The organism is Paenibacillus sp. FSL R10-2796 (genome assembly GCF_037965315.1).
Lineage (GTDB): Bacteria > Bacillota > Bacilli > Paenibacillales > Paenibacillaceae > Paenibacillus_AQ > Paenibacillus_AQ odorifer.
Genome location: NZ_CP150178.1, coordinates 4,399,653 through 4,413,859, shown reverse-complemented (window position 1 = coordinate 4,413,859; position 14,207 = coordinate 4,399,653). Strand labels below are relative to the sequence as shown.

The 14,207-nt window shown below is 44.1% G+C and carries 13 protein-coding genes; all 13 read left to right on the top strand.

Annotation, left to right across the window (positions count from 1 at the left end; genetic code table 11):
* Nucleotides 1–24 precede the first annotated feature (24 nt).
* A complete protein-coding gene (gene sucD, locus NST58_RS19955; protein WP_036688571.1) occupies nucleotides 25–954 on the top strand; it encodes a succinate--CoA ligase subunit alpha in 930 nt (309 codons plus the stop codon).
* 223 nt (nucleotides 955–1,177) lie between these two features.
* Nucleotides 1,178–2,296 carry a DNA-processing protein DprA gene (gene dprA, locus NST58_RS19950; RefSeq protein ID WP_076127799.1) on the top strand — a complete coding sequence of 373 codons (1,119 nt, stop codon included), beginning with the start codon at nucleotides 1,178–1,180 and terminating at the stop codon, nucleotides 2,294–2,296.
* A gap of 36 nt (nucleotides 2,297–2,332) precedes the next feature.
* The gene (topA, locus tag NST58_RS19945) at nucleotides 2,333–4,432 is read left to right on the top strand and encodes a type I DNA topoisomerase (RefSeq protein WP_036688567.1); all 2,100 of its coding nucleotides are present in this window, start codon (nucleotides 2,333–2,335) and stop codon (nucleotides 4,430–4,432) included.
* Nucleotides 4,433–4,440: 8 nt separating this feature from the next.
* Nucleotides 4,441–5,823, top strand: a complete 1,383-nt coding sequence (gene trmFO, locus NST58_RS19940) for an FADH(2)-oxidizing methylenetetrahydrofolate--tRNA-(uracil(54)-C(5))-methyltransferase TrmFO (protein WP_076100371.1) — start codon at nucleotides 4,441–4,443, stop codon at nucleotides 5,821–5,823.
* A gap of 17 nt (nucleotides 5,824–5,840) precedes the next feature.
* Entirely contained in the window at nucleotides 5,841–6,383 is a 543-nt protein-coding gene (gene hslV, locus NST58_RS19935) for an ATP-dependent protease subunit HslV (RefSeq protein WP_036688562.1), read from the top strand.
* 33 nt (nucleotides 6,384–6,416) lie between these two features.
* Nucleotides 6,417–7,817, top strand: coding sequence for an ATP-dependent protease ATPase subunit HslU (gene hslU, locus NST58_RS19930; protein ID WP_036688559.1), 1,401 nt, complete (start codon nucleotides 6,417–6,419; stop codon nucleotides 7,815–7,817).
* Between the two features lie 388 nt (nucleotides 7,818–8,205).
* Nucleotides 8,206–8,613: a flagellar basal body rod protein FlgB gene (gene flgB, locus NST58_RS19925; RefSeq protein ID WP_036688558.1), complete on the top strand. Its 408-nt coding sequence runs from the start codon at nucleotides 8,206–8,208 to the stop codon at nucleotides 8,611–8,613.
* Nucleotides 8,614–8,619: 6 nt separating this feature from the next.
* Nucleotides 8,620–9,066 carry a flagellar basal body rod protein FlgC gene (gene flgC, locus NST58_RS19920; protein WP_076127801.1) on the top strand — a complete coding sequence of 149 codons (447 nt, stop codon included), beginning with the start codon at nucleotides 8,620–8,622 and terminating at the stop codon, nucleotides 9,064–9,066.
* A gap of 33 nt (nucleotides 9,067–9,099) precedes the next feature.
* Nucleotides 9,100–9,411, top strand: coding sequence for a flagellar hook-basal body complex protein FliE (gene fliE, locus NST58_RS19915; protein WP_036688553.1), 312 nt, complete (start codon nucleotides 9,100–9,102; stop codon nucleotides 9,409–9,411).
* A 34-nt stretch (nucleotides 9,412–9,445) separates the two neighbouring features.
* Entirely contained in the window at nucleotides 9,446–11,032 is a 1,587-nt protein-coding gene (gene fliF / locus NST58_RS19910; RefSeq protein WP_076182681.1) for a flagellar basal-body MS-ring/collar protein FliF, read from the top strand.
* Between the two features lie 4 nt (nucleotides 11,033–11,036).
* The gene (gene fliG, locus NST58_RS19905; RefSeq protein WP_036688550.1) at nucleotides 11,037–12,053 is read left to right on the top strand and encodes a flagellar motor switch protein FliG; all 1,017 of its coding nucleotides are present in this window, start codon (nucleotides 11,037–11,039) and stop codon (nucleotides 12,051–12,053) included.
* Nucleotides 12,046–12,894 (top strand): FliH/SctL family protein, encoded by an 849-nt coding sequence (locus NST58_RS19900; RefSeq protein WP_036688548.1) that lies wholly within the window; start codon nucleotides 12,046–12,048, stop codon nucleotides 12,892–12,894. The genes fliG and NST58_RS19900 overlap by 8 nt, the downstream gene beginning before the upstream one ends.
* Entirely contained in the window at nucleotides 12,875–14,200 is a 1,326-nt protein-coding gene (gene fliI, locus NST58_RS19895) for a flagellar protein export ATPase FliI (RefSeq protein WP_235219563.1), read from the top strand. The genes NST58_RS19900 and fliI overlap by 20 nt, the downstream gene beginning before the upstream one ends.
* The last annotated feature ends 7 nt before the right edge of the window (nucleotides 14,201–14,207 follow it).

Here is a 14,207-nt window from a genome sequence, read left to right as displayed (position 1 = left end):
ATAAGTAGGGATGTGACTTAAGGCATGAGCATTCTTGTAGATAAAAATACGAAAGTTATCACGCAGGGAATTACAGGATCAACGGGTTTGTTCCATACTAAAGGTGCGCTGGATTATGGAACACAGATGGTTGGAGGGGTAACACCGGGTAAAGGTGGAACATCTGTCAACATCACGCTTGAAAATGGCAGTGAGGTTAGCCTTCCGGTATTCGATACTGTTGTAGCTGCTAAGGCGGCTACAGGCGCAACCGCTAGTGTAATCTATGTACCGCCAGCATTTGCAGCAGACTCCATAATGGAAGCCGTGGACGCAGAACTCGACCTGGTGATTTGTATTACCGAAGGGATTCCAGTGCTTGATATGGTAAAAGTGTCCCGTTATATGGAGGGGCGCTCTACTGTATTGATCGGACCCAACTGTCCGGGAGTTATCACTCCTGGTGAGTGCAAAATAGGAATTATGCCGGGTTATATTCATATGCCAGGGTATGTAGGTGTTGTCTCGCGCAGCGGAACTCTAACCTATGAGGCTGTTCATCAGCTGACCACGCGTGGAATCGGGCAATCTTCAGCTGTAGGTATTGGCGGAGACCCTGTTAAAGGCTCAGAGTTTATTGATATTCTGAAGCTTTTTAATGAGGATCCGGGTACAAAGGCAGTCATCATGATTGGTGAAATTGGCGGAACCGCAGAGGAAGAAGCAGCAGAGTGGATTCGTGAGCATATGACTAAGCCTGTTGTAGGGTTTATTGGCGGTGCTACTGCCCCTCCTGGCAAACGTATGGGGCATGCGGGTGCTATTATTTCCGGAGGCAAGGGCACAGCGAGTGAGAAAATTGCCGTACTTGAATCGTGCGGAATCAAGGTTGCTCCTACACCTGCCGAAATGGGCTCAACGCTAGTAAGTGTGCTCGAAGAACGCGGTATTCTTAGCGCTTTTACAACGCATTAATTATTTTATTTAATTGAAGGAATTCACTCTACGCGAGTGGGCTTCTTTCGTGTATAATTATTTCAGAGGTAAGCAACCTTTTGTTCCTATCCAAGGGATAAAAGGTTGCTTTTTTGTTTTTTAACATAGAAAAATATTGAATTAAAAGAAAATATTGCATTCCTCTAATTCATGTTACAAAATAGGGAAGGCTAACCCTTCCATTAAAGGAGAGTAAGCTTATATGGAAGAAAAAGATCTGCTGTTTGGTTTTAATGAAGTGGAGGGGATTGGCTGGAAGAGTATCGACAAGATTCGCAGAGCCGGCTTAATGTCAGAACGAGCATTTTCCTGTAGTGCAAAAGATTGGGAAACGATCGGATTGAACGGAAAGCTGTCGAATTATCTTGCTTCCATATATACATTAGAATGGATCGCCAAAAGGCGCTTATTAATGGAAGAATGTGCAGTGAAGATGGTCACTGTGTTTGATGCGGCTTATCCTGTTTTGTTGAAAGAGACGGCACAGCCACCGTGGATCCTTTATTATCGAGGTCGTTTGGAACTGTTATCAACTCCTAGTGTGGCGATGGTTGGCACTCGTGTGCCAACAGCATATGGACGAAAGGTAGGGGAGATTCTCGCGGAGGAGCTTAGTGCAGCAGGTCTAACGGTGGTTAGCGGACTTGCGAGGGGGATCGATAGCATTTGTCATGAAGCGGCGCTAAGAAGCGGTGGAGGGACCATAGCGGTAGTGGCAACAGGGTTGGACAAAGTCTATCCAACTGAGAATATTGAACTGGAGCGGCGTATTTCTCAGGAAGGGCTTGTCATTACAGAGTATCCTCTTGGAACTAAAAGTCATCCTGGATTATTTCCACAGCGTAATCGGATCATAGCAGGTTTATCACGGGGGACAGTGGTCGTGGAGGCTGACAGTCGCAGTGGATCACTTATTACAGCCGATGCTGCCTTGGAAGCTGGGAGGGATGTCTTCGCAGTTCCCGGACCTATTACATCACCTAAGAGCAGAGGGGCGTTAGAGCTTATCAAGCAGGGGGCAAAGCTGGTAACCAGTGGATTAGATATTATAGAAGAATATACTTCTTATTTGCCGACAAACGTAATAAAAACAGGGAATAATAGCACTACCGAACAGACAGCAGACGACTTTATGATTGAAAAGAAATTGACAAATGAGGAGTCTCACCTATACCATATACTGCATCAAGGCCCTTTTATATTGGACGATCTGCTTGTAAGAACAGGATGGGATTTTGGACATTTGCATTCAGTTCTGTTATCTTTAATCATAAAAAAAGCGGTAACACAATTACCAGGAGCTATTTATAAGGTAATTTAATATAGAGGTGCGAGTGTTAACGAGGAGGAAGAGTCTATGGCAGATGCATTAGTTATTGTCGAGTCGCCTGCAAAAGCGAAGACAATTGGCAAATATCTAGGTAGTAAATATATTGTAAAGGCATCAATGGGACACATTAGAGATCTACCGAAGAGTCAAATTGGTGTTGAGGTGGAGAATGATTTCAGTCCCAAATATATTACTATCCGCGGTAAGGGATCTATATTGAAGGAATTGAAAGACGCTAGTAAAAAAGTTAAAAAAGTTTATCTCGCAGCTGACCCCGACCGCGAAGGGGAAGCAATTGCTTGGCATTTGGCGCATGCGCTGGATTTAGATAATACACAAGAATGCAGAGTTGTTTTTAATGAGATCACCAAACAAGCGGTAAAAGATGCTTTTAAGACACCGCGTAAGATTAATATGGATCTCGTGAATGCACAGCAGGCTAGACGTATTTTGGATCGACTGGTAGGGTACAAGATTAGCCCTCTATTATGGAAGAAAGTCAAAAAAGGTTTATCTGCTGGACGTGTACAATCCGTTGCCGTGAAGATCATTATGGATCGTGAGAATGAAATCTCCGCTTTTGTACCCACCGAATATTGGAGCATAACAGCGAAGCTTGGAATCCGGGATTCCGTCTTTGAAGCTAAGTTTCATAAGCTGAATGGTGTGAAAAAAGAACTGAACCAGGAAAGTGATGTTCAGGAAGTTCTTGAAGCCATTAAGAACGCATCTTTTAAGGTGAGTGATGTGAAGGAGAAGGAAAGACAACGTCATCCTTCGGCTCCTTTTACCACCAGCTCCCTACAACAGGAAGCAGCCCGTAAGCTTGGATTCCGTGCCGCTAAGACAATGTCTGTTGCACAGCAGCTATACGAAGGTGTGGAACTCGGTAAAGAAGGTACCGTAGGTTTGATCACTTATATGCGTACTGACTCCACGCGTCTCTCTGTCACCGCTCAGGATGAAGCTAAAGAGCTTATAACAGCTAAGTATGGTGAGAAGTTCTTGCCAGAATCCCCACGGCAGTATTCTAAAAAGGCAGCTGGAGCACAGGAAGCGCATGAAGCGATTCGTCCTACCTCGGCATTACGCGAACCAGAAATGGTCAAAGAGTTCTTGAGCCGTGATCAATTCCGTCTCTACAAGCTAGTGTGGGAGCGATTCGTATCAAGTCAGATGTCTTCTGCCCTGCTGGATACGCTTTCGGTCGATATTGCTGCAGGTACTGCTACATTCAGAGCTGTTGGTTCGAAGGTTTCATTCCCCGGGTTCATGAAGGTTTACGTAGAAGGCAACGATGACGGAACTACAGATGAAGACAAGTATTTGCCGCCGCTTCAAGCGGGAGATGCTTTAAATAAGCAGGAGATCGAGCCTAAACAGCACTTTACACAACCGCCTCCACGATATACGGAAGCAAGACTTGTAAAGACGCTTGAGGAGCTGGGTATAGGCCGTCCAAGTACATATGCCCCAACGCTGGAAACCATCCAGAAGCGTGGTTATGTGGCTATTGAAGAGAAAAAATTCATGCCAACCGAACTTGGCGAGCTTGTTATAGAGCAGATGGAGCAATTTTTTCCGGAAATCCTAAACGTTGAATTCACCGCGAACATGGAAGGGGATCTTGACCATGTGGAAGAGGGCTCAGAAGACTGGGTAAAGGTTCTTGCAGAGTTTTACGAATCGTTTGAGAAGCGTTTGGTATTCGCGGAAGAAGAGATGAAAGAAATTGAGATTGAAGATGAAGTCTCTGATGAGATCTGTGAGAAATGCGGTAAACCTCTCGTGTATAAGCTGGGTCGCTTTGGGAAATTCCTAGCATGCTCTGGCTTTCCGGATTGCCGAAACACGAAACCGATTATCAAGGATATTGGCGTAACTTGCCCTAAATGTCATGAAGGTAAGGTTGTGGAGCGACGCAGCAAAAAAGGGCGTGTTTTCTATGGCTGCGATCAGTACCCTGGTTGTGATTTCGTTTCATGGGATAGACCTTCTATAAAACCATGTCCATCATGTGGATCTTGGATGATTGAGAAACGTAATAAGCAAGGAACCAAGCTACAATGTACATCTTGTGATCATACAGAGGCGGTTCTAGACAACGAAGAAGAATTAGCAGATTAATAGTCTCTATGGGAGGAAAAAAGACAGTGTCAGATACAGCAAAAGTAACAGTAATTGGAGCGGGTCTCGCAGGAAGCGAAGCCGCTTGGCAAATAGCATCACTAGGAGTTCCGGTAAGATTATATGAGATGAGACCTGTAGTAAAGACGCCAGCCCATCACACGAATCAATTTGCTGAACTGGTATGCAGCAACTCCCTGCGTGCGAATGGATTAGGAAATGCTGTAGGTGTATTGAAGGAAGAAATGCGGCGTTTGAACTCTCTTGTATTAGGTGCTGCTGACCGACACGCGGTACCCGCAGGAGGAGCACTTGCCGTAGATCGGGACGGATTCTCAGGTGAGATCACCCATACTTTGCATAATCATCCGCTCGTGGAAGTCATAAATGAAGAACTTACGCATATACCGGAGGAAGGGATTGTTGTTATTGCAACGGGCCCACTAACTTCACCGGCATTATCTGCTGAAATAAAAGGGCTGCTGGGTGAAGAGTATTTCTACTTCTATGATGCAGCAGCACCGATTGTTGAGAAAGACACCATTGATATGAACAAGGTGTATTTGGCTTCCCGTTATGATAAAGGTGAAGCGGCTTATCTGAACTGTCCGATGACAGAAGAGGAGTTCGACGTGTTTTATGATGCGTTGATTTCTGCTGAGACAGCAGCACTCAAGGATTTTGAGAAAGAGATATACTTTGAGGGCTGTATGCCTATTGAAATCATGATGAAACGCGGCAAGCAAACAGCGTTATTTGGCCCAATGAAGCCAGTAGGACTTATCAATCCGCATACAGGTAAACTTCCTTACGCGGTTGTGCAACTCCGTCAGGATAACGCTGCCGGCACACTTTACAATCTTGTTGGTTTTCAGACCCATTTGAAATGGGGAGAGCAGAAGCGTGTATTCTCGCTGATCCCTGGTCTTGAGAATGCTGAATATGTTCGTTATGGTGTGATGCACAGAAATACATTTATTAATTCTCCTAAGCTTCTGCACCCTACCTATCAGATGAAAGGCAAGGAAAGACTCTTTTTTGCTGGACAGATGACAGGTGTAGAAGGTTATGTTGAATCAGCTGCTTCCGGGCTCATAGCTGGTATTAATGCTGCACGGGCAGCACTCGGTCAGGAAGGACTGATCTTCCCGCAGGATACTGTTCTAGGCAGCATGCCAGCTTATATTACTTCTGCCGATCCAGAGCATTTTCAGCCTATGAATGCCAATTTCGGTCTGTTGCCGAAGGTAGAGAAGAAGATCCGCAATAAGAAGGAAAAGAATGAAATGTTAGCTCATCGCGCTCTGGACAGTCTTGCCGAGTATGCCAACCGTACAGGACTCGCTTATTCGGAGCCGGAGGTTGTCGATAGCGAACAAAGCCCATCTTAAGGAGGTAACTTACAATCATGGTACCCAGCTTTCATGCGACTACAATTTGTGCGGTAAGACATAACGGACAGGCAGCTATAGCAGGTGATGGACAGGTTACATTCGGAGAGAGTGTTATTATGAAGACGACGGCCAGAAAAGTCCGTCGCCTGTACAGAGGACAAGTAATAGCAGGTTTTGCGGGATCCGTTGCGGATGCTATTACCCTATTCGAAAAATTCGAGGGCAAGCTGGAGGAGCATCATGGGAACCTGCAGCGGGCTGCAGTTGAATTAGCGAAGGATTGGCGTCAAGATCGTATTCTTCGGAAGCTTGAAGCTTTGATGATTGTTATGGATAAGGAAGGAATGCTCCTGATCTCCGGAAATGGTGAAATTATCGAACCGGATGATGACGTTCTTGCGATTGGTTCCGGTGGTAATTTTGCGCTGGCTTCAGGTCGAGCACTCAAACGTCATGCACCCAATCTTTCCGCTGCGGATATTGCTAGAGAATCGCTTCAGGTAGCTTCTGAAATTTGTGTGTACACTAATTCCAACATTATTGTTGAACAATTATAGACTCAGTGCCATAGAGATAAGGAGGAATTCACGATGGTGAATCAATCGCTTACACCCCGTCAAATTGTAGCCGAATTGGATAAATATATCGTAGGTCAGAAGCAAGCCAAGAAATCGGTAGCCGTTGCGCTTCGTAATCGGTATCGGCGCAGTCTGCTAGCAGAGGAACTGCGTGATGAAGTCGTTCCTAAGAACATCTTGATGATCGGACCTACAGGTGTGGGAAAGACAGAAATCGCCCGGCGTCTAGCAAAGCTTGTTAATGCACCGTTCATCAAAGTGGAGGCCACTAAATTTACTGAAGTCGGTTATGTAGGTCGAGATGTGGAATCTATGGTTCGTGATCTGGTAGAGACTTCTATTCGTATGGTGAAGCTTGAGCGTACGGAGAAGGTTAAGGATCGTGCGGAAGAACTGGCTAATGAGCGGATTGTTTCTATATTAGTCCCTTCCTCTTCCAAAAATAAATCACAAAAGAATCCTTTCGAGATGATTTTTGGAGGGAATTCTGCCCAAGAGGACTCTAAAGAAGACGCTGAGCAGGATGGAAGCCTAAGTGAACGCCGCCGTGGGGTTAGATTTAAGCTGTTAGCTGGTCAGCTGGAAGATGACATCATTGAAATTGATGTTGAGGATACAGCGCCAACTATGATGGATATGTTTGCAGGTCAAGGAAATGACCAGATGGGTATGAATATGCAAGAGATGTTCGGCAGTTTGCTGCCTAAGCGGACGAAGAAACGTAAGCTTCCTATTCGGGAAGCGCGCAAGGTACTCATTCAGGATGAGGCGGCCAAGCTGATAGATATGGATGATGTGATCCAGGAATCCGTGACTCGGGCTGAACAATCAGGCATTATTTTTATTGATGAAATCGATAAAGTAGCGAGTCAGGGAAAAGGGTCTGGACCGGATGTGTCGCGTGAAGGCGTGCAACGGGATATTTTGCCGATTGTAGAGGGCTCGACCATTATGACGAAATACGGTCCTGTGAAGACAGACTATGTACTCTTTATGGCTGCCGGAGCTTTCCATATTGCTAAGCCTTCCGATTTGATTCCAGAACTTCAAGGTCGTTTTCCGATTCGCGTAGAGCTGAGTAGTCTAACGTTAGAGGATTTCGTTTCTATTTTGACGGAACCAGAGAATGCTTTAACTAAACAATATGTGAATCTGCTTAAAACAGAAAATTTAGAAGTGGAATTCCAGAAGGATGCTATACATGAGATCGCCAAAATAGCGGCTTCAGTGAATCAAAATATGGAGAATATAGGTGCACGGCGTCTTCATACTATTTTGGAGAAGCTGTTAGAGGATCTTTCTTTTGAAGCACCTGAGCTGACTTTAGAAAAAATGGTTATTACCCCGGAGTATGTGCGCGAGAAATTGGCAAGTATAGCTCAGGATCGTGATTTAAGTCAGTATATTCTTTAAAGCGACAAAAAAACAAAAAATCTATGTATTTTGAATTTGGGCATAACGGATTAGATAAATTACAAATTGGTGTCGTGAAAACGTAAAATTATGTCAAAACATGCAATTAAAAAGAAAAAAATGAGTTGAAAATGTAAATAAATAGTAATAAAGTGCTAAAAGCCCTGTCTTTTCTAAAAAGATAGGGCTTATTTCTTATTGTAATAATATACAAATTAAATGAAAATCAATGTATGTGAAAATGCTAAGTGTTATTCATTGCGACAGCGTTCGACGGAATACCGTAAATTTAGAGTATTTTTTTCTTTATTTGTCGAAAGCAAGCAGGTTTTTTGATGGAAGTTGTGGAATTCTTTTCATTATGATAGCTTTGAAAGGAGGAATTGTCTTGGGATTGCTGAATAGTGTCAGTTTTCAACGATTGCAGGGAGGCATTGATGCTGCCTATAAACGACAAAATGCTCTAGCAAATAATGTGGCTAATCAAGATACGCCCAATTTCAAACGTTCTGATGTTTCATTCGAAAGTATCCTGCAACAACAGGAAAGTGGAATCCAATCTACACTTAGAGCGAAAGTTTCGGATACCCGGCATTATCAATTTGGCAGCAACACAATTGTTCCCGCTGCTGTTGAAAATACTGATGAAACTACCTCTATGAACAATAACGACAACAATGTGGATGTAGATCGCGAAATGGCGTTAAGCGCAGAGAACCAGCTTAGGTATAGTTCTTATGTTGAACAGATTAACAGTCAGATTTCGATGATGCGAGCCGTAATTCAAGGAGGATAAGAGAGTATGAACTTTGGTAGTAGTTTTGGGATCAGCGCATCTGCATTAACGGCTCAACGGTTGCGGATGGATGTAATTTCTTCCAACGTAGCCAATGCTGAAACTACAAGAGCATCCGTGGTGGATGGCAAGGCTGTTCCTTACCGACGTAAGTTGGTTGTTTTGGAAACGAACGAAAGTAATAAATTCTCGAATATACTAAATTCGAAAATGAATAATAGCAATGAAGGGGTTAAGGTGCAGTCGATCATAGAAGACTCTTCACCATTGAAGCCGGTGTACAATCCAAGCCATCCCGATGCGGATGCTGAAGGATATGTCTATATGCCAAACGTAGACATTACCAAAGAAATGGTTGATATGTTATCTGCATCTCGCTCTTATGATGCCAATGTTACGATGCTTAATGCATCCAAAGCTATGGTAAGCAAGGCACTCGAAATTGGTAGATAAATGAATGTTAATTAACTTAAGGGGGGGAAACAGTTGATACAGAATATATCTAATGGGGTTCAGGCTGTACAGCAGCTTGCAATGAAACCGACATCTTCCGAAGTTTCATCCACTCCTGCTAATTCGATGGAGAGCTTTGGCTCTTATCTTGAGGATGCGCTCAATAAAGTGGCTGATCAGGAACAACAAGCTAAGGATATGAGTAATAAATTTGTATTGGGAGAAGTGAACATTGACGAAGTGATGATTTCTTCCCAACAGGCTCTACTGAGTTTACAGTTGACTACACAAGTCCGGAACAAAGTGATTGAAGCCTATCAAGAAATTATGAGAACTCAAATATAATAAATCCTAGCTTAGTTTCGGATGGGGTGACACTGTGAATGAAAGATTTGCCCAATATCGGGAGAAGGTTCTCTTGTATTGGAACAGATTTAGTGGTAAACAGAAGATTTTATTCTTTTCAACATTGTTTATCATTCTAATAATAATCGTAGTTATGACCATGCAGCTTTCAAAAACAGAATATGAAGTAGCATTTCAAGATTTGGACAGTACGGATTCGGCTGGAGTAATGAAGGCCTTAGATTCAGCAGGTGTTTCATACCGATTAAGTCAAGATGGAAAGAGTATTTCTGTACCTAGTACAGAAGCAGCTCGGGTCAAGGTGGATATCGGTTCTCAGGGGATTGTTCAAGGTGGCTCTATCGGATATAAAGTCTTTGACGAAAATTCGTCAATGATAGGTACAACAGATAGCGAGTTTAACGTGAAGTACAATAATGCATTAAACGGTGAAGTTGAACAGTTAATGAGACGTATGCAAGGGATTAAAGATGCAAAAGTGCTGATTAATTTGCCTAAAGAGACAGTTTTTGCCTCACAGGCTGATCAGGAGCAGGCATCTGCATCCGTTGTGCTTTCATTTGATCCAGGATTTAGACCTACCCAAGACAATATTGACGGGTATTTCAATCTTGTGAAAACTGCTGTGCCTAATTTACCAATTGACAACATTACCATTGCAAATAATGAAATTGAATTAATGCCAACAGCTAAAGGTGGACAGGCTGGTGTCACAAACCAAGTTGAAGAAAACTTCGCTCTTCAGAAGAAATTCGAAGAAGAAGTAAAGAAAAATGTGAAACAATTCCTTAGCACTCTTACCGGTCCTGATAAAGTGGATGTTCTTGTGTTCTCAAAGTTGAACTTTGACAAGGAAAACCGGAAGGAAGATCTTGTTACCCCTGTGGATACAGAGAACATGAGGGGGATTGAGATCAGTTCACAAATAATTAGTAATTCGTATTCGGGTCAAGGTAACACGACTGGCGGAGTGGCTGGCACTGGTTCTCAAGATGTTACGGGCTATCCTTCTAATGCGGGTGCGGATACTTCTACCTCGGAGGAATCTTCGGAAACGAGGAACTTCGAAGTTAACCGAATTACTAAAGATGTTATTGCTAGTCCGTATACTGTTAAAGACTTAACCATAAATGTTGCAGTTGAACCACCTTCAGGAGAAAAAAGTTTAGATGATGCAACATCAGCTGCAATTCAAAATATTTTGGTGAATATTGTTCGCGCTTCTCTTGCAGATTCAGGTACTACATATACAGACGCTGATTTGACCAAAAAGGTTTCGGTCTACTCGCAACAATTTGGTGGCACCGATGCCAACACCGTTAAAGGTGGTCTCGCTTCTTGGATGATATGGGCTATCGGAGCAGCAGCATTGCTGGTTGGAGCAGGTGGAGGATATCTAATCTACCGGAGTCGTAAACAGACTGTGGAAGAGGAAGATGAAGACATTCCATTGCAGGTTCCTACTGAATTTCCTTCTATTAACTTGGAGAGCGTGACGAATGAAAGTCAAGTTCGTAAGCAATTGGAAAGTTTGGCCAAGAAGAAGCCAGACGAATTCGTAAATCTGCTGCGTACATGGCTTGCAGACGAACAGAGGTGAACTAATGGCAAAGGCTAGCCAGCAGGGACTTAGTGGCCGTCAAAAAGCTGCGATCCTGCTTATCACACTAGGGCCCGAGGTATCGGCGCAAATTTTCAAACATTTAAGAGACGAGGAGATTGAACAGCTGACTCTTGAAATTGCTAATGTTCGCAAAGTGGACAGCGGTGAAAAAGAGTCGATCATGTCTGAATTCCATCAGATATGCCTCGCCCAGGAATATATATCACAAGGCGGTATTAACTACGCTAAAGAAATTCTGGAGAAAGCGCTTGGATCAACAAAAGCAATGGAGGTCATTAATCGTCTGACTGCAACATTGCAAGTAAGACCTTTCGATTTTGCACGAAAAGCGGATCCTAATCAGATTCTCAACTTTATCCAGAATGAAAATGTACAGACTATTGCACTTGTATTGTCTTATCTGCAATTTGAACAAGCTGCTGCAATCCTTTCCTCGCTTCCTCAAGAGAAGCAGGCAGAGGTGGCTAGAAGAATTGCTGTGATGGACAGTACCTCTCCAGAGGTAATTACGCAAATTGAACGTGTGCTGGAGCAGAAGCTTTCCGCTACAGTAACCCAGGATTATACAAATGCCGGTGGTATCGAATCAATTGTACAAATCTTGAATGGGGTTGACCGGGGGACAGAACGTACGATTCTGGATTCTCTCGAAATTCAAGATCCAGAGCTTGCCGAAGAGATCAAAAAACGGATGTTCGTATTCGAAGATATTGTTAATGTGGACAATCGTTCAATACAGCGCATTGTTCGTGATATCGATAATGCGGATTTACAGCTTGCACTCAAGGTTGCCAGCGAAGAAGTACGGGATGTTATTTTCAGAAATATGTCCAAGCGTATGGCAGAAACGTTCCGAGAAGAAATGGAATACATGGGTCCTGTGCGGCTGCGTGATGTTGAAGAAGCACAGACTCGTATTGTAGGCACGATCCGCAGACTCGAAGAGTCTGGTGAAATTATCATCGCTCGTGGCGGAGGAGATGACATCATTGTCTAAGCTGATCAAACACTCCCAGTATGTTCCGGTTGATGTCTTTAAGAGACTGGAACAGGCCCGGCAATATGCGGGCCTAACTGAGGAGCCCGTTCCCGAGGAGACTTTAAGCGAGACTGACTATCATGATCCCGCACGTGAAGAGGCAGAAGAGACGCGTAAGCAAATGCTTAAGGACGCTCAGGATTTTGCTGAAGAGCAGGTTCGGAATGCATCTCTTGAAGCGGAACAGATTGTAGAGTCCTCGAAAGCGGAGGCTGAAGAGTGGTGGAAACAACGGCGTGAGCAGGATGAACATCTGATCGAAGCTATCAAAGCTGAAGCTCATCAGCAAGGTTATGAGGAAGGTGTTTCTCAGGCTGAGGAAGAGATGAAGCATAAGATCGCAGAGATGATGGAAGAAGCGCGTGCTGTTTTGACTGAGGCGTATAAAGCAAGAGAAGTGATTATTCAGGAAGCGGAGCCTTTTTTAGTAGAGTTAAGCTGTGATATTGCAGAGAAAATTGTGGACAAGCAGTTAACGGTAGAACCACAATTCGCAATGGACTTAATTCGCAAAAATCTGGCTCGTAAGCGAGAACAAGGTTTGATCTCACTTTGTGTATCCCCAGCGCAGTTCGCTTTTGTGAATGCTGCTCGGGAAGAATTATCACTAGCTGTTGATTCACAGGCTGAACTGCAAATCTTGCCCGACTCAACGGTAAAAGACCAAGGATGTGTTATCCGCTCTTCCTTTGGCAGCATTGATGCTCGAATCGACACTCAGCTCGCAGAGATCAAGAAAGAGCTGGTAAGAATTGCGCTGGACACCGATGAGCAGAGAAATGGGGAAGACGATGCTTAATAGCAACCGTTATAAGGAGCAACTTCGTAATCTCGATCCGGTGAGGATCAATGGGAAAGTGACGCAGGTAATCGGTCTAATGGTTGAATCGGAAGGTCCTGACGCAAGTATAGGTGATGTATGCTACATCTACCCTTCTAAAGGAAACAAACCGCTGCAAGCTGAGGTCGTTGGTTTCCGTGATAACAAGGTACTATTGATGCCACTTGGTGAACTGCAGGCGATTGGACCTGGTTGTGATGTAGTGGGCACTGGTAAGCCGCTTAGCGTGCAAGTAGGTTCTGAATTGTTAGGAAAAGTACTGGATGGTCTGGGGCAGCCGCTTGATGGCTCTCTCATTCCAGCACGAATGCCACATAGCTCTACCTTTAATATTCCTTCCAATCCACTTAATAGACCGCGGGTGCAGGAACCCATCAGTATTGGTGTGAGAGCGATTGACGGTTTGCTAACGATTGGCAAGGGACAGCGGGTCGGTATTTTTGCTGGCTCGGGGGTCGGCAAGAGTACTTTGATGGGGATGATTGCCCGGAATACATCGGCTGACGTAAATGTTATTGCTCTGATTGGTGAGCGTGGCAGAGAAGTATTGGATTTCATTGAACGGGATTTGGGACCAGAGGGCTTGCAGCGATCCGTAGTAATTGTTGCTACCTCAGACCAACCTGCATTGATTCGCATAAAAGGTGCGCTTATCGCTACAACGATTGCCGAGTATTTCCGCGATCGTGGCCTTAATGTAATGCTGATGATGGATTCGGTCACCCGTTATGCCATGGCCCAACGTGAAGTTGGACTTGCAGTTGGAGAGCCGCCAGCCATGCGGGGATATACACCTTCGGTGTTTGCCAGCTTACCCAAATTGCTGGAACGTGCCGGTACAGGTCCTACAGGCTCTATAACAGCCTTTTACACGGTACTGGTTGATGGTGATGACATGAACGAGCCAATCGCAGATGCAGTCCGAGGGATACTTGACGGACATATCGTACTCAATCGAAATATTGCTAACAAAGGACATTTTCCAGCAATAGATGTTCTTTCCAGCATAAGTCGAGTAATGAAGGATATTGCTCCAGAAGAACAGATTGCAGCAGCGGAGAATGTGAAGCGCCTTATGGCCGTTTACAAGGATTCAGAGGATTTGATTAATATTGGAGCTTATCAGAGAGGCTCTAATGCTCAAATCGACGAGTCGATGGAATTTATCGACAGTATATGGGATTTCACCAAACAAAAGGTGAATGAAAAAGTTACGCTGGCTGAAGTTCAACAGTCTTTAATTTCACAGTTCTCAAGGAGTTGATTCGGTA